Raw genomic sequence first — 21,660 nt, 5'->3', positions numbered from 1 at the left:
CTGCGCACCTTGGCCGAGACAGGCTGAACCGGTTGCGGGACGGAATGTCCCAAAACCACGAATTCCTTAGAAACGCTTCTCCTTAAAAGAGTCCCGATCATGACCCAAGTCAAACTGACTACCAACCATGGCGACATCGTCCTCGAACTGAACGCCGACAAAGCCCCGATCACCGTGGCCAACTTCGTCGAGTACGTTAAAGCCGGTCACTACGAAAACACCGTTTTCCACCGTGTCATCGGTAACTTCATGATCCAGGGCGGCGGTTTCGAGCCAGGCATGAAAGAAAAGAAAGACAAGCGCCCAAGCATCCAGAACGAAGCTGACAACGGTCTTTCCAACGACAAGTACACCGTCGCCATGGCCCGCACCATGGAGCCGCATTCGGCTTCCGCACAGTTCTTCATCAACGTGGCCGACAACAGCTTCCTCAACCACAGCGGCAAGAACGTTCAGGGCTGGGGCTACGCGGTATTCGGTAAAGTGACCGCCGGCACCGACGTTGTCGACAAGATCAAAGGCGTGGCCACCACTTCCAAGTCCGGCCACCAGGACGTACCAGCAGACGACGTGATCATCGAGAAAGCCGAGATCATTGAGTGATATTGCTGATTTCAGACTTGCATCTGGAAGAGGAGCGCCCGGACATTACCCGGGCGTTTCTGGATTTGCTCGCCGGACGCGCCCGCTCGGCGAGTGCGTTGTACATTCTGGGCGATTTCTTCGAGGTGTGGATCGGCGACGACGCCATGACACCCTTCCAGCGCTCCATCTGCCAGGCCCTGCGCGATTTGAGCGACAGCGGCACGGCCATTTTCCTGATGCACGGCAATCGCGACTTCATGCTCGGCAAGGCCTTCTGCAAAAAGGCCGGCTGCACCCTGCTGAAAGACCCGAGTGTCGTGCAATTCAACGGCGAACCGGTGCTGTTGATGCACGGCGACAGCCTGTGCACCCGCGACGAAGGCTATATGAAGCTGCGTCGCTACCTGCGTAACCCGATCACCCTGTTTATCCTGCGCAACCTGCCGTTAAGCACCCGGCACAAGCTGGCACGCAAGCTGCGCAGTGAAAGCCGTGCGCAGGTGCGGATGAAGGCCAATGACATCGTCGATGTCACGCCCGAGGAAATTCCGCGGATCATGCAGGAGTACGGGGTGAAAACCTTGATCCACGGGCATACCCATCGTCCCGCGATTCACAAGTTGCAGCTTGGCGAGCAAGCGGCCCGGCGCATTGTGCTGGGGGATTGGGATCGTCAAGGGTGGGCGTTGCAGGTGGATGAGCAAGGGTTTGCGCTGGCGCCGTTCGACTTCGCCCCGCCACCGCAGTTGGCCGCACCCGCCAACTAACCACCAAACACAAACCCCAGTAGGAGCGAGCCTGCTCGCTCCTACAGGGGTTGTGCGGTGTTTAGTGTCCCGCTGAAGCCGCAGGCCCCGCCTTGGCAGTAAACGGCGGCTTGGCCAGCCATACAATCAGGATCAACCCCATGAACATCCAGCCCAGCAAGGTGAAGTAATCCACCGTGGACATGATGTACGCCTGGCTGATCACCGTCTGCTCCAGCTGCGTGTAGGCCTTGACCCCTGCCCCGCCCAGGTTGGTCAGCGCTTCGCGGGTCGCCGGATCGAACGGGGTGATGCTTTCGGTCAGGTAGGCGTGATGCTGATCCGCCCGGCGAATCCAGATCCAGGTGGTCAACGACGCCGCGAAACTGCCGCCCAAGGTACGCAAGAACGTCGCCAGCCCCGAACCGTCGGCAATCTGGCTCGGTGGCAGGTCCGACAGCAGGATGGTCAGGGTCGGCATGAAGAACAGCGCCACGCCGATCCCCATGAACAACTGCACCAGCGCGATGTGCTGGAAGTCCACTTCATTGGTGAAGCCTGCGCGCATGAAACAGCTCAGGCCGATGGCCAGGAACGCCCCGCCCGCCAGCACGCGCATGTCGAATCGCGGCGCGTACTTGCCGACAAACGGCGACAGCAGCACCGGCAGGATCCCCAGCGGCGCCACGGCAAAACCTGCCCAGGTCGCGGTGTAGCCCAGTCGCGTCTGCAACCATTGCGGCAGGATCAGATTGATCCCGAAGAACCCGGCGTACCCCAGAATCAACACGATGGTGCCGTAACGGAAGTTGCGATGGGCGAACAGGCGCAGGTTGACCACCGGATGTTCGTCGGTCATTTCCCAGATCACGAAGAACGCCAGGGCCACCACCGAAATCACCGAGCCGATCACGATGAAACTGGACTCGAACCAATCGGCATCGTTGCCCTTGTCGAGCACGATCTGCAGCGCCCCGACGCCAATGATCAGCGCGATCAGACCGACGTAATCCATCGGTTGGCGGCTGGTGACCACCGGACGCTTTTTCATCTGCTGAGTCACCACCCATGCCGCGAACAGGCCGATCGGCACATTGATAAAGAAGATCCACGGCCAGCTATAGCTGTCAGTGATCCAGCCGCCGAGGATCGGCCCGGCAATCGGCGCGACCACCGTCACCATTGCCAGCAATGCCAGTGCCATCCCCCGTTTCGCTGGAGGATAAACGGCAATCAACAAGGTCTGGGTCATCGGGTACAACGGCCCCGCCACCACCCCTTGCAGCACCCGGAAGCCCACCAGCTCGGGCATTGAGGTGGAAATCCCGCACAAAAACGAGGCCAGCACGAACAGCAGTGTCGCCCAGACAAACAGCTTCACCTCGCCAAAACGACGACTGAGCCAACCGGTCAACGGCAAGGCGATGGCGTTACTCACGGCGAACGAGGTGATGACCCAGGTGCCCTGCTCCGAACTCACGCCCAGGTTGCCGGAGATCGTCGGCAACGCCACGTTGGCGATGGTGGTGTCGAGCACTTGCATGAAGGTCGCCAGCGACAGGCCGATGGTGCTGAGCAGCAGGCTGGGTGGCGTGAAAGACGCGTTATTGCTCATCGCGAATCCTTTGAAACTGGGCTGGCGCTGCGACCGGACGCTATCGTCGGAACGCCGCCCGGAGCAGGCTCGCTCCCACAGGGGTCGGTGTGATGGCACACTGGCGAATCAGCGTTGCGCGGTTTTGCTGACCGCGGCGCTGTTGTCGTGGATCAACTGGGTGATCATCGCCTCGGCCTCGGCCAACTGACGGTCGTAGACGTTAGTGCTGAACGAAGCCTTCTGCGGCGGTTGTTGCGCCAACACCGGCCCGCTCTGGTCGCGCAGATTCACATCGACCATGGTCGACAGGCCAACCCGCAACGGGTGTTTTGCCAGCTCTTCGGCGTTGACGTGGATCCGCACCGGCACGCGCTGCACGATCTTGATCCAGTTACCGGTGGCGTTCTGCGCCGGCAGCAGGGCAAAGGCGCTGCCGGTCCCGGCGCCGAGGCTGTCGATGGTGCCGCTGTATTTGACGTCGCTGCCGTAGAGGTCGGTTTCGATCTCGACCGGCTGGCCGATGCGCATGTCACGCAGCTGGGTTTCCTTGAAGTTGGCGTCGATCCACAGTTGATCCAGCGGAATCACCGCCATCAGCGCGGTACCTGGTTGCACGCGCTGGCCAAGTTGTACAGAACGCTTGGCCACGTAACCGGTCACCGGTGCAATCAGCGTACTGCGCGAGTTATTCAAGTACGCCTGACGCAGTTGTGCGGCAGCGGCCATTACGTCCGGGTGCGACGAAACCACGGTGTCATCGACCAGCGCGCTGGTGGTCTTGAGCTTTTGTTCGGCGTTGGCCAGGGCGTTTTGCGCCGAGGTCAGGTCGTCGCGGGCATGGGACAGCTCTTCCTGGGAAATAGCCCCGCCAGCGGCGAGGTTCTTGCGGCGGCTGAAGTTGTCCTGGGCCTTTTGCACTTCGGCTTTCTGGGCGTTGACCTGGGCTTTCATGCCATCCACATCGCTGTACAAGCCACGCACCTGACGCACGGTGCGCGCCAGGTTGGCCTGGGCGTTTTGCAGGCCGATTTCGGCATCGTTCGGGTCGAAGTTCACCAGCACCTGGCCTTCATGGACCAGATCGCCGTCGTCGGCACCGATGCTGACCACGGTGCCGGTGACCAGCGGCGTGATTTCCACCACGTTGCCGTTCACATAGGCGTCGTCGGTGCTTTCGCTCCAGCGTCCGTAGAACTCGTGATAGGCCCAGACGCCCGCGCCGCTCAATACGACGACGGCGGCCAGGACCAGCAACATGAACTTGCGTTTGCCCGAGTTGGGGTTGCCCTGGGGGTTTTCAGGAGGTTGAGTTGTATCGGCAGTGGCCATGACAAGTACCTTGAATTAGTGGGTCAGCGTGGCTGGCGTGGCGTTGGCCGAGGCGATGGCCTCAGGCTGGAAACCGCCACCCAGCGCCTGCATCAGTTGGATCGACAGGTCAATCTGCTCGGCATTCAGGTTGGCCAGCTGGCGCTGGGCCTGGAGCAGTTGCTGCTCGATGCTGAGCACGTCCAGGTAGTTGCCGATGCCGGAACCGTAACGCTGGACCACGGTGTTGTAGGAATCCTGGGCGATGTCGGTGGCGTGCTGCTGGGCAGTGATCTGCCGGCCGATATCGCGCAACTGGTTGATGCTGTCACTGACATCCCCCAGCGCCTTCACCAGGTTTTTGTTGTACTGCGCCACGGCGAGGTCGTAATCGGCGTCGCGCGAATCGAGGTCGGCGCGCAAGCGACCACCGTCGAAGATCGGCACCGAGATCGTCGGTGCAATGTTGAAGAAGCGGCTGGCCGAACCAAACATCGCATCCCCCAACAGGGATTCGGCACCGGCGGCGGCACTGAGGTTCAAGTTGGGATAGAACCGGGTCTTGCCGGCGTCGATGTTTTTGCTCGCCGCTTCGACCCGCCAGCGCGCGGCCACCAGGTCCGGGCGACGTCCGAGCAACTCGGCCGGCAGCACCGAAGGTAGCGCTACCGCACTCGGCTGAAGAATGTTGGGTCGGGCAATTTCATTGCCACGGTCCGGGCCTTTGCCGAGCAGCACCGCGAGAGCGATTTTCGCGCTGTTCAAGCGCTTTTCGGCGTCGATCAGGTTGGCCTGGGAAGTGGCTTCCAGGCTTTCGGTCTGCTGGAACTGGTACTGGCTGTCGATCCCGGCAGTCAGGCGCCGCTGGCTCAGGTCGAGCATTTGCCGGGTGCGCTTGATGTCTTCGTTGGACAGGTCATAGACGATGTGTGCCTGGCCGAGATCGCTGTAGGCCCGGGCGACATCGGCGGCCAGCGTCAATTGCGCAGCCTGCTGGTCGACTTCGGCGGCGCGGGCCTGGCCGAGGGCCGCTTCCCAGGCATCGCGCTGACCGCCCCACAGGTCGAAGTTGTAATTGAAACTGGTGCTGATGTTGCGAATGGTGGCGTACGTGTCGCCCTGCCCGCGCGGATCCTGGTCCAGGGCCTGGCGCGAGCGGCTGACACCGGCGCTGGCATCCAGGGTCGGCATCCGCTCGGCGTCGACTGCGGAAGCGGCAGCGCTGGCCTGATGGGCACGGGCGTCGGCGATCTGCATGTCCGGGCTATCGCGCAAGGCCTCGCGGATCAGGCCGTCGAGTTGCGGGTCGCCGAGGCTTTTCCACCAGTCGCTTTTCGGCCAGGCGGCCGGCGACAACGTCACGCCGCTGAGGGATTGTCCGGCCTTGAGGTTTTTCGCGTCGAGGCTGACGCCTTCGGTTTTCAGGCCGCTGTAACTGGCGCAACCGGCGACGCTCATGGCCAACAGCACCAGGCTCAGACCGGTACGCAAGGGGGTACTGCTCATTTGTCACCTACCCGCAGCAGGGTGATCGCGTCACCGGCTGCCACCAAAATTTTCTTCAGGATCAACTCCAGGGTTTTCAGCTCCTCTGGAGTGATGGCACCGGCCAGTTCATTCATGGCTTCGGCGCCGATGTGCGGCAGCAGCCCGGCGAGCTTCTGCCCTTCTTCCGTGAGCACAAGCTGCACTTGGCGACGATCCGCCTCGGAGCGTTGGCGAGCGAGGAAACCTTTCTGTTCCAGACGATCGAGCATGCGGGTCATTGAACCGCTGTCCAGGGACAGGTGACGGCACAACTCTCCCGGCGAATCGACGCCGAACTGGGCCATGATGATCAACACCTTGAACTGCGCGGCAGTGATGCCGTGGGGTTCCATGTGGGTGTCGATGATCCGGTCCTTGAGCAGCGCGGCGCGTCCGAGCAACAAACCGAGATGGCAATTCTGGAAATCGTCTGGAGAGAAATGTTTCATCTGACCACCAATTAGCTGCCTAGGCAGTGAATATATGTCGAGATATTACTGCCTAAGCAGCGAATGTCAACGTAATAGTTAGGAAGCTTTGTATTTAGTTGACTAAAGGCATCGGATATAAGCAAAAAGATCGCAGCCTTCGGCAGCTCCTACAGGTGTACACAAAACCCTGTAGGAGCTGCCGAAGGCTGCGATCTTTTGATTTTGAAGGGACTAGAAATCCCGCTTGTAGAAGATGTCCAGCGAACTGGCCACGCCACCCGCGGCTTCGAGGTAGACCTTCTTGCTCAGCTTGTAGCGCAAGGCAATGGTGTTGGCCGGTTCGAACACGCCGACACCGTAGCGCAGGCTGAGCTTCTCGGAAATATTGCCGCTGGCCACCACACTGGTGGCAGTACCGCTGCCCTGGGTGTCAAGCTGGAAGTCCTGAATGCCCAGGTTCTTGGCCAGGCCACTGGTCACTCCGGAACTGCCCATCAAGCCCAGACCGAGGGCCGCCTGGGCGAGCATGTTGTTGTCTTCGCCATTGCTGCTCAGCGGACGCCCGAGCACCAGATAGGACAAGGCCTGTTCCTGGCTCATGGCCGGTTCGGAAAAAATCTGCGTGGTCGGCTGCTCGGCGCTGCCACTCAGGCGAATGCCGGCGATGATATCGTCGGTCTTGCGAATGGCCTCGATGTCCAGGTACGGCTGATCGATGGGCCCGGCAAACAGCAAGCGTGCCCGGCGCACCGAAAGCCGCTGGCCGTAGGCGCGGTATCGGCCATCGTTTAGCCACAGCTCGCCACGGGTGTCCATGTTGTCACCGATGTGCACATGCCCCTGCACATTCGCGGTCAGGCCAAATCCTGCAAAGCTCAGCTTGTCCTCGCCGACCAGCACTTCGATGTCCATCTTCATCGCCAGCGGCGGTTTACCCTCCTCGGTTTGCTGGCCGACGATCACCGTGTCATCGGAGACCTTGACCGTCGACGGCGGCAATTCGCGAATGGTGATTTCGCCCCTGGGCACCAGCACTTTGCCAGCGATGGCCAACTCGTCATCCTTCATCGAGATTTTCAGGTCCGGAGCGACCTCAAGCTTGGCGTAAGGCTCGACGGTGACTGGTAACTGCGAGCCCTTGAGCGCCAGGTCTACCACCAGCGCCTGGCCCCAGGCGATGTTGCCGTTCAGGCTGCCCTGCCCGGCCTTGCCGCTGTTCCAGCCACCGTTCAATTGCACGCTTTCTCCGGCGATGAGCGCTTGAACGTGCAGGTTTTGCAGCTCCATCGGCAGCTCAGGTCCGGCAATCACGCCGTCGCTCAGTTGCAGACTGCCATTGACCTGTGGCGCCAACAGCCCACCGGAAATCGTGCCACTGCCATTCAGGCGCCCGGCCAGCTTTTCGACCATTGGCACAAACGGCCGCGCCACCGACAGGTCCAGCCCGCTCAAGCGGAACGAGCCACTCAACGGTTTGTTTTTCGGCAACGGATTGAGCTGCGCCTGCACCATCAGTTCACCGAGTTTGCCACCGACGAAATTGAGCTCGGTGTCGATGCGTTTGGGCGTGAGTTTGCTGGTGAGTTTCAGGGTCTGGTACGGGAAGTCCAGCCACTGGTCCTTTTCCTTGATGCGCAACGTGCCGCCGCCGGCATCGACGCTGACCTGGCCGTTCGGGCCGCTGGCCGGCAGGTCCAGTTGCAGGTCGGCGTTGAGCCGGCCCTGCCAGGCGAAATCCTTCGGCAACCACTGCGCGAGGCTGTCAATCGGGAATTGCTTGAGGTGATAACGCAGTTTCGGCTCGGGCATCAGGCGTGAGTCTTCACCGCACAGGCTGGCCTGGCCGGATGCCCAGCAATGGGCGCCAAAGTTGATTTTGCCATCCGCCAGGCGTTCGAGTTTCGCCGGCCCTTGCAGCTTCCAGTCCTGGCCACCGGCCTGGATATCACCGCTGGCCAGGCGTCCGCGCCAATTGCCTTTGTCCAGCGCACCGTCCAGACCCAGCGCCAGTTTCAGCTTCGGCCCTTGCAGATCGAGGCTCAACTTCTGGTTCTTGATATCGCCCTGGCCGCTGGCGGTCAGGGTTCCCAGTGAGGTGTCGCCGGCCTGGATGCCGCTGCCCTTGAGGTCGATTTTCGCCCGTTGCGCGCTGTCCAGCGTGGCGTCCAGGTTGAGGCTTTGCAGGCGATTGTCCTGGAAAGCCAATTGCGAGCCTTGCAGGTCAAGCTTGCCCTGGGGCGCCTTGAGTGTGCCGGCGACATCCACGCGGCCATTGAGCTGGCCGCGCAGTTCTGGCCAGAGCTGGGCCAGGCTCGGCAACTTGAGGTCAATCTGCCCGGCGAGTTTCTGTTGCAGGCTGCCCTTGCCAGTGATGCTGTTGTCACCGAGGCGGATTTGCAGGGCGTTGAGGTTCCACTGCTCACCACGGCCATCGGCCTTGGCCTGGATCACCGCCGGTTGACCGCGCAGTTTGCCCTTGAGGTCCAGGTCGGCATTGAGGCTGAGCATTTCGTTCTTCATCTCGCCCTGGCTGCGCAACGGCCCGGCCAGCGTACCCGGCAGCTCTGCGACCCAGTACGCGGGGTTGATCGCCGACAGGTCCAGCGCGGTGTCCCAGGCAATGCCGTCGGCGAATTGCAGATTCAAGTGCCCTTCAGCCTTGCCCTGCCCGGCCTGGAGTTGAATCTGTTGCAGGTAGATTTTCGTCAGGTCGCCCGCGAAAGGGCTGGCCAGGGTGAAAGCGCCGGCCGGACCATCCGCCGCGGCGGCGAAATGCCCGAGGTACTTGCCGTCGGTGTAAGAAACTTCGCCGGTAAACGTGCGAAGCGCTACTTGCGGTTCGTCGATGAGCGGATAGAGCCTGTGCCACGGGAAGTCCAGCCAGTCAATCTTCGCCTCGGCGCTCAGGCCCTTGCTCCAATCCACAAGCCCTGTGAGCTTGAGGCTTTGCTTGTCGTTGGCGGTCAGGTCCAGCGCGGCGATCTGCGCACCCTTGGCGTCGACCTTGCCTTGCAGCGCCAGGGCGACTGGCCCTTGCTCGGCGGGTAGCGTGGCTTTGCCGAGCAGCGCGTAGCCGTTCATCAAGTCGCCGGCACCCGTGAGCTCAAGCTGATTGAGTTGCAGGGTGTCCGGCAGATCGGCACCGGGCTTGAAGCCATCGGCGGTGATCCGCACCTTGGCCGGCAGGTTTTCCACCAGCGGTTGCAGTTCGCCGGTCAGTTGCCCGTTGAGGTAACCGCTGCTGTCGGCTTTCAGGTTCAGAGTCTTGAGCAGGTCGCCGTCGACTTTCAGCGCCAGCGCCAAGGGCTCAGGCGTCGACAACAGGGTCAGCTTGCCTTCGGCACTGAGGGGCCAGTTACCGGAGGGTTGCAGCAGGCCGGACAGGTTCAGGCTCAGGTCATCGCGCTGCAACGCCACCGAATCGATCCTCAAACCGGCCGCCGTCCAGTGCGCCGCCAGTTGCAAGCCCTTGAGCTCCTCGCTGCCGTTGAACAACAGGCTACCGACCTTGATCTCCCCCAGTTCGAGGGCCAACGGTAACTTGAGCTCCGGGAGCGTGATCGGGCCGCTGTCTGGCTCTTCGGCACCCGGCGGGAACGTCAGGCTGACCTGATCGGCCTGCAATTGCTCGATGCACAAGGCCCTGCGGGACAGGCACAACGGCGACCAGGCAAAAATCACCTTGCTCAGCTCAACCCGGTTGTTGGCCTGTTGCCACAACACCCGGTCGGCACTCCACTGCCCGCCCAGCCGGCCCTGGAAGTTGTCCAGGGTCAACCCCGGTACGAAGCCCAACGCCCAGCCGCTGCCCGTCGCCGTGCCCAGCACTGTGGCCAGCGTCAGGACAACCAGCATCAACAGTGCCGCTATCGCCAGCAGCGTTACTTTCAAACCACGCTTCACAGCTCAGGCCCCATGGAAAAGTGCAGTCGAATGCCGCCATCGTCGTCCAGCGCGTGGGCCAGGTCGAGGCGGATCGGCCCCACCGGCGATACCCAGCGCACGCCGATACCGACCCCGGTCTTGAGGTTCGGCAGTTCGAGTGTGTTGAAGGAGTTGCCCTGATCGACAAAGGTCGCGATCCGCCATTTTTCAGCGATGGAATACTGATATTCCGCGCTGGCGGCGACCATGTAGCGGCCACCGATGCGGTCGCCGTCGGAGTTTTCCGGGGACAGGCTCTGATAGTCGTAACCGCGCACGCTCTGATCGCCACCGGCGAAGAAGCGCAGCGATGGCGGCACCGATTTGAAGCCGTTGGTGGCACTGCCGCCGACCTGCACCCGCCCGAGGAAACGATGGTTGTCGAACACCGTGGTCAGGCCTTTGACCAGCGCCGTGCCGTAGATCAGGTTGCTGTCGGAACCCAGACCTTCCTTGGCCACTTTGGATTCGAATTGCAGCCGATAGCCGTTATGCGGGTCGATGCGGTTGTCGCTTTTCAGGTACGAATAATTCACGCCGGGCATCAGCAGGTTACTGAGCCCGGAGTCGTCGCCGAGTTGGTAATCCTCGCGTTGCCATTTGAGCGACACCACCCGCTGCCAGCCGCTGGGCAATTTGCTGTGCCATTCGGGGCCGAGGGTCAGCAACTTGCTGTGGGTGTCGGTGCCGGCAATGTCCTCATTCTGATAGCCGCCGGCAAAACGCAGCTTGTCGGTCAGTGGCGGGTCCAGTGGAATGTCGTAGAACAACCCGACGTTTTGCCGCGGCGCCGAGACTTCGGTCTCCCAGCCATAACTGTGCCCTTGGGCGTTGACCCAGTGTCGGGTCCAGTTGGCCTTGGCACGTGGGCCGACGTCGGTGGAGAAACCCAGGCCCAGGCCCATGGTCCGCGGCTTGCGGGTTTCGAGCTTGACGTCCACCGGGATCGCATCGTCCTTGGACGCCGCGGGTGCCGCGTCCACGCGCACGCCTTCGAAGTAGCCGCTCGATTGCAGGTTCTGATTGAGTTCGGCGATCAGTTCCGAGTCATACGGCGTACCGGCCTTGAACGGCACCATGCGTTGCAGCAGCTCGTCGTCGAACGGCGTATCGCCCTCGAAACTGACCTTGCCCAAGGTATAGCGCGGGCCACTTTCATAGATCAGTTCGATATCGGCGACGCCGGCACGCGGGTCGACCGACAATTTTGAACGGGTGAATCGGCCGCTGAAAAAGCCATAGCGCGAAGCCTGATTCTGGATCAGGCGCTTGGCGTCCTCGTAATGCCCATGATTGAGCACAGCGCCGGGCTTGAGCGCGTCGCTTTTAGGGATTCGAAAGGACTTGAGGGAGGCTGCCGGACCGTCGACACGCACCGTGACGTTACGCAAGTGCACCGGCTCGCCGGGGTCGACTTTCAGCACCAGGCGCGGCTTTTCGCCGCCCTTCACCTCGCTGTCGATGTGCGGCTGGTAGTAGCCCAAGGCCTGGGCGGCCTTGTGCGCCTGTTCTTCAGCGCCACGGCTGAAGCGCAGCAACGCCTGCTCGTCGCGATCGCCGAGGCTGCCGATATAGCCTTCTATATTGGCCTTCAGCTCATCATTGGACGGTTTGATCCGTACATCCAATTCACTTTGAGCCAGCGCCGTGCAGCTGGTCATCAGCATCAGCACACCGCTGGTAATTCTTCCTGGAAACTTCATAGGCGCGGATGCTATCACGAGCTTGAGAGCGTGATAGAGCCTGACATGCCCGGAAAGTTCGCCGTTCAAGCCGTTGCTGTTTGTAACACCTGGGGATTGGGGTGAAAAAACACATGTTCGCGAATCGGTCCTACGGCAACTTCACCGATTTCCTCATAGCCCTGGCGCTTATAGAACTCCAGATAGCGAGGATTCCCGGTATCGAGGATCACGCCCTGTGAGTTTTCATCCACGGCGCACCAGTTGTGCACGGCTTGCAACAGTTGCTCGCCGAAATGCTTGCCCTGGAACTGCGGATGAACCCCCAGCAATGGCAAGACATGCACCGAGTCATTCGGCACGCAGGCCTCCACGGCAGCGTGATATTCGAGGTAGCGACGGGTGCAGCGAAATCCCGTGCTGAGCAGCATCCGCAGGCGCCAGGCCCAACTTTCAGTGACACCGAGACGACGTTGCGGCGGCGCGATCAGAGCGATGCCGATCAGGCGGTCGTTGACCAACAGGCCGATGGCAGGCAGGTCCTGGAGAAAATGCTGGCTCACCAGTTCGCGCACGGTGGCGCGAACCCGCTGTTCGTAACCGGGGCGTTCGGCTTCAAACAAATAGCCGAAAGTCGGCTCGTGTCGATAAGCCTGGTACAGCAGCGAACGCGCTTCGCGGGCGTAGCCGCTGTCGAGCATGTGAATATCGGCGATGGCAGTCGAGGTTTCGGGCATGACGGTTGATCTCCCCGGCACAGCTCGGGTGGCTGCGCTCTTGTTGTTACGAGCTGATCGGCGCTGACACAGTTCCTTACAGATCCGAAATGAGTGTAGGCAATGAAATCGCCTTCGCGAGCAAGTTGGGACGGTCAACGCAGATCTGACAGAACACATTAAATCCCCTCACCCCACACTGGCCCGATTCCCACATGTCAGCTAGCATCGCCCTTTTGCCAGGACTGCCGACCATGAAGATCGTCTCCTTCAACATCAACGGGCTGCGCGCCCGCCCCCATCAGCTGGCGGCGCTGATCGAAAAACACCAGCCTGACGTGATCGGCTTGCAGGAAACCAAGGTCCACGACGACCAGTTTCCCCTCGATGAAGTCAGAGCACTGGGCTACCACGTGTATTTCCACGGACAAAAGGGGCATTACGGCGTCGCCCTGCTCTCGCGCCAGGAACCGCTGGCCCTGCACAAGGGTTTCGCCACCGACGAAGAAGACGCCCAACGACGCTTCATCTGGGGCACCTTCGCCGACGCCAATGGTGCGCCGGTGACCATCATGAACGGTTATTTCCCACAGGGCGAAAACCGCGACCACCCGACCAAATTCCCGGCCAAGGAACGTTTCTACAGCGACTTGCAGCAATTGCTGGAAAGCCAGTTCAAGAACGACCAGCCGCTGGTGGTGATGGGCGATGTGAACATTTCCCCGGAAGACTGCGACATCGGCATCGGCCCGGACAACATGAAGCGCTGGCTGAAAACCGGCAAATGCAGCTTCCTGCCGGAAGAGCGCGAGTGGATGGCCCGCCTGAAGAACTGGGGCCTGGTGGACAGTTTCCGGCACCTGAACCCGAAAGTGAGCGACACCTTCAGCTGGTTCGACTACCGCAGCCGTGGCTTCGAAGACGAGCCCAAGCGTGGCCTGCGCATCGACCTGATCCTCGCCTCCCACGGCTTGCTGCCACGGGTGAAAGCCGCAGGGGTGGACTACGAACTGCGCGGCATGGAAAAACCTTCGGACCATGCGCCGATCTGGCTTGAATTGAGCTAAAAAGCACAAGATCGCAGCCTGCGGCAGCTCCTACATATATCTGTAGGAGCTGCCGCAGGCCGCGATCTTTTGCCTGTCATTTTTCGGAAACCTTACTGACTTAATCTCCCGGCACCTCCTTTGGCTATGTAAGGTGCCGGCATGATGCTGCGCGTGCTGTTCCTGTTGATGCTGTGCATGGGCTTGCCGCAGGCGGCCCCGGCCGGCGACTTGCCGACACCCGAACACGGCACCGTGCTGCGCATCCAGGGTTCCAACACCATTGGCGCGGCATTGGGACCGGCGCTGGTCGAGGGCCTGATGAGTGAACAAGGCCTGCGCAGGATTCACCGCGAAGTCTCGGACACCGCCAACGAACTGCGCATTGTCGGTGAAACCGTTCAAGGCCGGCGGGTCGTGGTGGAGGTGGCGGCCCATGGTTCCAGCACCGGTTTCACCGCGCTAAAAACCGCCAGTGCCGATCTTGCCGCCTCGTCGCGCCCGATCAGGGACAGCGAACTGGCCAGCCTGCAATCCCTCGGTGACCTGAAAAGTCCGAGCGCCGAACAGGTCATCGCCATCGATGGCCTGGCGATCATCCTTCATCCGGACAATCCGCTGAACCAACTCGACACCGTGCAACTGGCGCGCATTTTCAGTGGTGAGGTGAAAACCTGGGAAGACATAGGTAGCAGCGGCGGGCCGATTCATCTGTATGCACGGGATGATCAGTCCGGGACCTTCGACACTTTCAAGGTACTGGTCCTCAGTAGCCGTGGGAAAACTCTGAGCAGCACGGCAAAACGCTTCGAGTCCAGCGAGCAACTGTCCGATGCGGTCAGCGCCGACCCGCAAGGCATCGGATTTATCGGATTACCCTATGTGCGCCAGGCCAAAGCCGTGGCCATTGTCGACGGGCAATCGCAAGCCATGTTGCCGCTCAACAGCCTGATTGCCACGGAAGACTATCCGCTGTCCCGCCGGTTGTTCTTCTACCTGCCACCCAACGGCAAAAATCCCTGGGCCTACGCGCTAGTGGCCTTCGCTCAAAGCAGCAATGGCCAGGCCATCGTCGCGGCCAACGGTTTTATTGCACAAACCGTCCAGGCCATGGCCGTCACCCCCAATGCGTTGATGCCCGAGGGGTATCAGGCGCTGAGTCGGCATGCCCAGCGATTGTCGGTGAATTTTCGCTTCGAAGAAGGCAGTGCCAGCCTGGACAACAAGGCGCGGCAAGACCTGACGCGAGTGCTCGACTATATAAAGCAGCAAGACAAAATGTCTGGGCAAGTGACGCTGGTAGGGTTTGGCGATGCCAAGAGCGACCCGACGCGTGCCGATCTGTTGTCGAAACTGCGGGCCATGGCGGTACGGCGGGAGTTGGTGAAGAGCGGCGTGGTGTTTCGCGAGATTCGTGGATTCGGTGCCGAAATGCCAGTGGCGGCCAATAACGCCGATGAGGGAAGGATCAGGAATCGGCGGGTTGAGGTTTGGGTGTACTGAAAAGATCGCAGCCTTCGGCAGCTCCTTCAGATGTACGCGTATCCTGTAGGAGCTGCCGAAGGCTGCGATCTTTTAACTTTTCTTAATGCCCGCTACGCATCATCTCCTTCGGCACATACTTGCCGATTTCGAACTTGCCGATCGCCGCTCGGTGCACTTCGTCCGGGCCGTCGGCCAGGCGCAGGGTACGCTGCATCGCGTACATGTAGGCCAGCGGGAAATCGTTGGAAACCCCTGCCCCGCCATGAATCTGGATCGCCCGGTCGATCACTCGCAACGCAACGTTTGGCGCGACGACCTTGATCTGCGCGATCTCGCTACGGGCCACTTTGTTGCCGACGGTGTCCATCATGTACGCCGCTTTCAACGTCAGCAGGCGTGCCATGTCGATTTCCATCCGCGAGTCGGCGATCTTGTCGACGTTACCGCCCAGCCGCGCCAGGGGTTTGCCGAATGCGGTGCGGCTCACCGAGCGCTTGCACATCAGTTCCAGTGCGCGCTCGGCCATGCCGATCGAACGCATGCAGTGGTGAATCCGGCCCGGGCCAAGGCGACCTTGAGCAATTTCGAAGCCGCGTCCTTCGCCCAACAGGACGTTTTCGTACGGCACCCGGACGTTTTCGAAATGCACTTCGGCGTGACCATGAGGTGCATCGTCGTAACCGAACACCGGCAGCGGGCGCACGATCTTCACGCCGGGAGCATCCACCGGCACCAGAATCATCGAGTGCTGGGCGTGGCGTGGCGCGTCAGGATTGCTCAGCCCCATGAAAATCAGGATTTTGCAGCGCGGGTCGCAAGCACCCGAGGTCCACCATTTCTTGCCGTTGATCACCCACTCGTCGCCATCGCGCACCGCACGGGCAGCCATGTTGGTGGCGTCGGAGGACGCAACGTCCGGTTCGGTCATGGCGAAGGCCGAGCGGATCTCGCCGCGCAGCAATGGTTCGAGCCAGCGTTGTTTCTGCTCTTCGTTGGCGTAACGCACCAGCACTTCCATGTTGCCGGTGTCCGGTGCCGAGCAGTTGAACGGCTCTGGCCCCAGCAGCGAGCGGCCCATGATTTCCGCCAGCGGCGCGTATTCGAGGTTGGTCAGGCCGGCACCCAGTTCGGACTCAGGCAGAAACAAATTCCACAGGCCTTCGGCCTTGGCCTTGAGTTTGAGTTCTTCCATGATCGCGGTCGGCTGCCAGCGATCGCCTTCGGCGACCTGGCGCTCGAACACGGCTTCGGCGGGATAAACGTAGGTGTCCATGAACGCAGTCACGCGCTCGCGCAGTTCCTGAACCTTGGGCGAATAAGCGAAATCCATGAGCAAGATACCTTCTTGGGGGAGGTTGTTTAGGTCATGTATCGATGCTAGAACAGCGTTGATAATTTACCTAGCCTATTCTCGGCGTGTATAAACATTCATCACCGATATATGATCGGCTGATCGTCAAGGTCAGTCCGCCCACACAATAAGAGAGCCGCGTAATGAATCTGAGCAAGGTCGATCTCAACCTTTTCATCGTCTTCGACGCGATCTACACCGAAGCCAACCTGACCCGCGCCGGGCAAATCGTCGGCATCACCCAACCGGCGGTGTCGAACGCGCTGGCGCGTCTGCGCGAGACCTTCAACGACCCGCTATTCGTGCGCACCGCCCAGGGCATGGTGCCCACGCCGATGGCGCAGAACATCATCGGCCCGGTGCGCAACGCCCTCTCGCTGCTGCGCGTATCGGTGCAGGAAAGCCGCATTTTCAACCCGCAGCAAGCGGTCAAGACCTACCGCATCAGCATGACCGACCTCACCGAAGCGGTGATCCTGCCGCCGCTGTTCCAGCGCCTGCGCCGCCTGGCGCCGACGGTGATCATCGAAAGCTTCCTGTCCAAACGCCGTGAAACCACCAAGGAGCTGGCGGCCGGTCGGCTCGACTTCGCGGTCGATGCACCGCTCAACACCGACCCGCAGGTGCGCCACGTCAAATTGATGGAAGACCGCTACGTGTGTGCCATGCGCAAGGGGCATCCGCTGGCGGGCAAGGAGAAACTCACCCTGGATGATTACCTGGGCCTGACCCACATCCATATTTCCAGCCGCCGCAGCGGCCTCGGCTATGTCGACCTGGCGTTGGGCAAGATGGGCATCCAGCGCAAGATCGCCCTGCGCTCCCAGCATTACCTGATGGCTTCGCAAGTGCTGCAACAGACGGACATGGTCATGACCGTGCCGGAACGCTTCGCCCGGCGTAACGACCTGCACGCCTTTTATCTGCCGGTCAACGATGTGCCGCCAGTGGAAACCCACCTTTACTGGCACGAAAGCACCGACCAGGACCCGGCGAACCGCTGGATGCGCGAGCAGATGATCGAGTTGTGCCAGCAGGTGACGGCGCAGGAGAGAAAACTGGATAAACAACCGGTTTGAGAAAAATCAAAAGATCGCAGCCTGCGGCAGCTCCTACAGGGTGAATACAAATCCCGGGGAGGAGCTGCCGCAGGCTGCGATCTTTTCTCCCTTGACGTAAACGTCAACCTGCCATTAGCTTAGCGCCATGACCTTTTGCGAGCGCGTCCATGAGCAGCCAGACCTACAGCATTTCCGATCTCGCCCGCGAGCTCGACATCACCACCCGGGCCATTCGCTTTTATGAAGAGCAAGGCCTGCTCAGCCCTGAGCGTCGTGGCCAGGAACGTATTTACTCACCCCGCGACAAGGTCAGCCTGAAGCTGATCCTGCGGGGCAAGCGCATCGGTTTCTCGCTGGCTGAATGCCGCGAACTGATCGAGCTCTACGACCCGTCCAGCGGTAACACCAAGCAGTTGCACAGCATGCTGGCGAAAATCAGCGAGCGCCGTGAGCAGCTTGAACAGCAGTTGCTGGACATCGAACAGATGAAACTGGAACTGGACACTGCCGAGGAGCGCTGCGTACAGGCGCTGGAGCAGACGCTCAAAAGCCAGGAATCAGTTCAGTAGGCCTACAAAATCCCCTGTAGGAGTGAGCCTGCTCGCGATAGCGCCGGGGCAGTCGACATCAGCGTTGAATTTGCTACCGCCATCGCGAGCAGGCTCACTCTTACAGGGATCACTGCACATTCAGACAATCAGCACAGGTCGAACCTTATGCCCCTCCCCACCCACGTACGCATTGTCGAAGTCGGCCCACGCGACGGCCTGCAAAACGAAGCCCGGCCCATCAGTGTTACCGACAAGGTACAACTGGTCGATGCACTGACCGCAGCCGGACTTGGCTATATAGAAGTCGGCAGTTTTGTGTCGCCCAAGTGGGTACCGCAGATGGCCGGCTCCGCCGAAGTCTTCGCGCAGATCCAGCGCAAACCGGGTGTGGTCTACGGCGCACTCACTCCCAACTTGCGCGGTTTCGAAGATGCCCTCGCCGCCGGGGTCAAGGAAGTGGCCGTGTTCGCGGCGGCTTCAGAGGCGTTTTCCCAACGCAACATCAATTGCTCGATCAGCGAAAGCCTGGAGCGTTTCGCGCCGATCATGGACGCCGCCAGACAACACGGAATTACCGTGCGCGGCTATGTGTCCTGTGTGCTGGGCTGCCCCTATGAAGGTAACGTCGCCCCGGAGCAAGTCGCCGTGGTCGCACGTGAACTGTATGCCATGGGCTGCTATGAGGTCTCGCTGGGGGACACCATCGGCACCGGCACCGCTGGCGCAACCCGCAAGATGTTTGAAGCCGTAGCAAAGGATGTGCCCCGGGAAAAACTCGCCGGGCACTTCCACGACACCTACGGTCAGGCTGTGGCCAACATCTACGCCAGCCTGCTGGAGGGCATCTCGGTGTTCGACAGCTCCATCGCCGGCCTGGGCGGCTGCCCCTATGCCAAGGGCGCCAGCGGTAACGTCGCGACCGAAGACGTGGTTTACCTGCTCAACGGCCTGGGCATCGACACCGGAATCGACCTCGACGCCTTGATGGTTGCCGGTCAACAGATTTGTACCGTACTGGGTCGCCCTACCGGTTCCCGCGTGGCCAAGGCTCGCAGCGCACAGTGAGTGTGCTGAGTGTGTCCGGGTGTTACCGCTGTGTCTGAAACGTGGGCGCAAGCGAGTAACACGGAAACAAAATGTGGGGTTTTGCCTGAAGCGAAAAACCTCACAACTCTCCAAATCGTTGATTTTAAAGGCTTTTAAAAAGTTGGCATGGCTCCTGCTATCTCTATCGCACAACAAGAATAAAAAAATTGCGGCAAACCTAATAAAAACAAGACGTAACGACTCTGACATAACAAAAACAACACGGCAGAGACGCAGCTAACAGATTTTTTTGGAGAAGATGTGCTTTTCAGGGTGCTTTTCGGAGTTACCCGCAACCAGACAGAGAATAATAAAACTACCTTCAGGTAGCTCCCGTACTGGTTGGATCGCTCAGCGAAAAAGTAGATCAGCGCTCAAAAAAATACGTTTGCTCTTGATCCCGGATGGGGATCGCCAAAAACAGCGGTAAAGGGCAACGGTTGCCAAAAACAACAACAGGCCGACCCTCAATAATAAAAAAAGAGCACGCGCAACGAAATTAAAGGGGAGCTTCGGCTCCCCTTTGTGCTGTCTGGCATTTAAGATTTCCGCAGCCCTTTGTAGGAGCGAGCTCGCTCGCGAAGAACACAAGGGCACCGCGCATTTCCAGACTGCACGCGTTATCGTTGACGTTCTTCGCGAGCAAGCTCGCTCCTACAGTCGGCCTTCGTCAGACCTGCTTGCTACGCAACTCCTCGATACTGATCTCGCGCATCCGGAATTTCTGGATCTTGCCAGTCACCGTCATCGGAAACTCCTCGACGAACTTGAAGTAGCGCGGCGTCTTGAAGTGCGCGATGCGCTCCTTGCACCAGGCTTGCAGTTCTTGCTCGGTGGCGCTGTGGCCGGGGTGGAACTTGATCCAGGCGACGATCTCTTCGCCGTAGCGCGAGCAAGGAATACCGATCACCTGAACATCCGCAACGGCCGGATGAGTGAAGAAAAATTCTTCCAGCTCCCGCGGGTAAACATTCTCACCACCGCGGATGATCATGTCCTTGTTGCGCCCGGCAATGCACACGTAACCCTCGTCATTCATGCTCGCCAGGTCGCCGGTGTGCATCCAGCCGGCCTGGTCGATGGCTTCCGCCGTGCCTTCGGGGTTGTTCCAATAGCCGAGCATCACGCTGTAACCGCGGGTGCACAGCTCACCGATGGTGCCCCGTGGCACCAGGTTGCCCGCTTCGTCGATGATCTTGCTTTCGAGTTGTGGCTGGGTGCGGCCGACGGTGGTCACGCGCAGCTCCAGGTCATCTGAAGGACCGGTCTGCAATGACACCGGACTGGTTTCCGTCATGCCGTAGGCAATCTGCACTTCGCTCATGTGCATTTCGCTGATGACCCGGCGCATCACCTCGATAGGACAGGTTGCGCCCGCCATGATCCCGGTGCGCAGGCTCGACAGGTCGAACCTGGCACGCTGAGGCTGATCGAGCATGGCGATGAACATGGTCGGCACGCCGTACAGCGCCGTGGCTTTTTCGTCGGCCACGGTGCTGAGGGTCAGCAATGGATCGAACGCGTCGTTTGGATAAATCATCGTGCTGCCATGGGTGATGCAGCCGAGGTTGCCCATGACCATGCCGAAGCAGTGATACAGCGGCACCGGGATCACCAGCCGATCGGCCGCCGTCAGGCCCAGGCTTTCGCCGACCATGTAGCCGTTGTTGAGAATGTTGTAGTGACTGAGGGTCGCGCCCTTGGGGAAACCGGTGGTGCCGGAGGTGTACTGGATATTCACCGGTTGATCGAAATGCAGGCTGTCCTGGCGCTCATGCAGTTGCTCGACCGTCACGCTGCCCGCCAGACCGGCCAATTGCGACCACGGCAGGAAACCGCTCGGCGGCTGCGCATCCAGGCTGATGACGCCACGCAACTCCGGCAACCGCTCACTCTGCAACTTGCCGATGGATTGCCCGGCCAACTCCGGCACCAGGCCTTGCAGCATCGCGTGATAGTTCGAGGTCTTGAAGGCCCCGGCACACACCAGCCATTGGCAACCGGATTGCTTGAGTACGTATTCGAGTTCGGAACTGCGATACGCAGGATTGATATTGACCAGGATCACGCCGATTTTCGCCGTGGCAATCTGGCTGATGCACCATTGCGCACAGTTCGGCGCCCAGATGCCGAGGCGGTCACCCGTCTGCAGCCCCAACGCCAGCAACGCTCTGGCGTGCAGGTCCGCGACCTCGGCCAATTGCCGCCAGCTCAAACGCAGCTGTTGATGGCGCACCACCAGCGCCTCCCCGTCCGGGTATTGCGCGACGGTGTTATCGAACGCCTGGCCGATGGTCATCGCCAGCAAGGCTTTGTCCTGTGAACCACGGGTGTAACTGCGTTGCGGGCTTGCACTGGGTTGATCCATGACGACCCCTATTGTCTTTATTTATGGGCTGCGAATGGTCCCCTGTAGGAGCTGGCTTGCCAGCGAAGAGGCCAGCACGTTCAACATCGATTTCGACGGATCCGACGCCTTCGCGGGCAAGCCCGCTCCTACAGGATTCATTGGCCCTACTCTCGCTCAAGTTGACGTTAACGTAAAGGGTGATTGACAGCCATTC

Annotated in this window: 16 protein-coding genes; 7 read left to right on the top strand and 9 right to left on the bottom strand. The window is 60.5% G+C overall.

The window, feature by feature from the left end:
* Nucleotides 1-99 precede the first annotated feature (99 nt).
* Nucleotides 100-603, top strand: coding sequence for a peptidylprolyl isomerase (locus tag AC1DWG_RS28185; RefSeq protein WP_046037821.1), 504 nt, complete (start codon nucleotides 100-102; stop codon nucleotides 601-603).
* Complete coding sequence (gene lpxH / locus AC1DWG_RS28180) at nucleotides 600-1,352, top strand: UDP-2,3-diacylglucosamine diphosphatase (protein WP_477764585.1); 753 nt, start codon at nucleotides 600-602, stop codon at nucleotides 1,350-1,352. The genes AC1DWG_RS28185 and lpxH overlap by 4 nt, the downstream gene beginning before the upstream one ends.
* Before the next feature lie 61 nt (nucleotides 1,353-1,413).
* Here lpxH and AC1DWG_RS28175 read toward each other — a convergent pair whose 3' ends face one another.
* The 7 genes from AC1DWG_RS28175 to AC1DWG_RS28145 form a co-directional block, all read right to left on the bottom strand.
* Nucleotides 1,414-2,946, bottom strand: a complete 1,533-nt coding sequence (locus AC1DWG_RS28175) for a DHA2 family efflux MFS transporter permease subunit (protein WP_477788660.1) — start codon at nucleotides 2,944-2,946, stop codon at nucleotides 1,414-1,416.
* Nucleotides 2,947-3,054: 108 nt separating this feature from the next.
* Nucleotides 3,055-4,257, bottom strand: a complete 1,203-nt coding sequence (locus tag AC1DWG_RS28170) for an EmrA/EmrK family multidrug efflux transporter periplasmic adaptor subunit (protein ID WP_477788659.1) — start codon at nucleotides 4,255-4,257, stop codon at nucleotides 3,055-3,057.
* A gap of 15 nt (nucleotides 4,258-4,272) precedes the next feature.
* Nucleotides 4,273-5,742 carry an efflux transporter outer membrane subunit gene (locus AC1DWG_RS28165; protein WP_477788658.1) on the bottom strand — a complete coding sequence of 490 codons (1,470 nt, stop codon included), beginning with the start codon at nucleotides 5,740-5,742 and terminating at the stop codon, nucleotides 4,273-4,275.
* Complete coding sequence (locus tag AC1DWG_RS28160) at nucleotides 5,739-6,212, bottom strand: MarR family winged helix-turn-helix transcriptional regulator (protein WP_477755444.1); 474 nt, start codon at nucleotides 6,210-6,212, stop codon at nucleotides 5,739-5,741. The genes AC1DWG_RS28165 and AC1DWG_RS28160 overlap by 4 nt, the downstream gene beginning before the upstream one ends.
* Before the next feature lie 213 nt (nucleotides 6,213-6,425).
* On the bottom strand, nucleotides 6,426-10,097 hold the full coding sequence (locus AC1DWG_RS28155) for a translocation/assembly module TamB domain-containing protein (RefSeq protein WP_477788657.1): 3,672 nt from the start codon (nucleotides 10,095-10,097) through the stop codon (nucleotides 6,426-6,428).
* Nucleotides 10,094-11,821 carry an autotransporter assembly complex protein TamA gene (locus tag AC1DWG_RS28150; RefSeq protein WP_477755007.1) on the bottom strand — a complete coding sequence of 576 codons (1,728 nt, stop codon included), beginning with the start codon at nucleotides 11,819-11,821 and terminating at the stop codon, nucleotides 10,094-10,096. The genes AC1DWG_RS28155 and AC1DWG_RS28150 overlap by 4 nt, the downstream gene beginning before the upstream one ends.
* A gap of 65 nt (nucleotides 11,822-11,886) precedes the next feature.
* Nucleotides 11,887-12,537, bottom strand: a complete 651-nt coding sequence (locus AC1DWG_RS28145) for a GNAT family N-acetyltransferase (RefSeq protein ID WP_477755008.1) — start codon at nucleotides 12,535-12,537, stop codon at nucleotides 11,887-11,889.
* A 233-nt stretch (nucleotides 12,538-12,770) separates the two neighbouring features.
* On the opposite strand from AC1DWG_RS28145, the gene xthA reads away from it, so the two are divergent.
* A complete protein-coding gene (gene xthA / locus AC1DWG_RS28140; protein WP_477764590.1) occupies nucleotides 12,771-13,583 on the top strand; it encodes an exodeoxyribonuclease III in 813 nt (270 codons plus the stop codon).
* A 141-nt stretch (nucleotides 13,584-13,724) separates the two neighbouring features.
* Nucleotides 13,725-15,065 carry a substrate-binding domain-containing protein gene (locus AC1DWG_RS28135; protein ID WP_477764591.1) on the top strand — a complete coding sequence of 447 codons (1,341 nt, stop codon included), beginning with the start codon at nucleotides 13,725-13,727 and terminating at the stop codon, nucleotides 15,063-15,065.
* Nucleotides 15,066-15,147: 82 nt separating this feature from the next.
* Here AC1DWG_RS28135 and AC1DWG_RS28130 read toward each other — a convergent pair whose 3' ends face one another.
* Complete coding sequence (locus AC1DWG_RS28130; protein WP_477764592.1) at nucleotides 15,148-16,377, bottom strand: acyl-CoA dehydrogenase; 1,230 nt, start codon at nucleotides 16,375-16,377, stop codon at nucleotides 15,148-15,150.
* Between the two features lie 164 nt (nucleotides 16,378-16,541).
* Between AC1DWG_RS28130 and AC1DWG_RS28125 the strand changes: the two genes are divergently transcribed.
* The 3 genes from AC1DWG_RS28125 (at nucleotide 16,542) to AC1DWG_RS28115 (ending at nucleotide 19,075) form a co-directional block, all read left to right on the top strand.
* Nucleotides 16,542-17,477: a LysR family transcriptional regulator gene (locus AC1DWG_RS28125; protein WP_477755012.1), complete on the top strand. Its 936-nt coding sequence runs from the start codon at nucleotides 16,542-16,544 to the stop codon at nucleotides 17,475-17,477.
* A 149-nt stretch (nucleotides 17,478-17,626) separates the two neighbouring features.
* Nucleotides 17,627-18,028, top strand: coding sequence for a MerR family transcriptional regulator (locus AC1DWG_RS28120; RefSeq protein WP_007992801.1), 402 nt, complete (start codon nucleotides 17,627-17,629; stop codon nucleotides 18,026-18,028).
* Between the two features lie 147 nt (nucleotides 18,029-18,175).
* A complete protein-coding gene (locus AC1DWG_RS28115; protein WP_477764593.1) occupies nucleotides 18,176-19,075 on the top strand; it encodes a hydroxymethylglutaryl-CoA lyase in 900 nt (299 codons plus the stop codon).
* Nucleotides 19,076-19,766: 691 nt separating this feature from the next.
* Here AC1DWG_RS28115 and AC1DWG_RS28110 read toward each other — a convergent pair.
* Nucleotides 19,767-21,464, bottom strand: a complete 1,698-nt coding sequence (locus AC1DWG_RS28110) for an AMP-binding protein (RefSeq protein WP_477764594.1) — start codon at nucleotides 21,462-21,464, stop codon at nucleotides 19,767-19,769.
* Nucleotides 21,465-21,660: the final 196 nt, after the last annotated feature.

The sequence above is a fragment of the Pseudomonas sp. P4_B3 genome, from assembly GCF_056402295.1.
The sequence above is the reverse complement of the archived record's forward strand: the minus strand, read 5'-3'. Positions and strand labels throughout refer to the sequence as shown.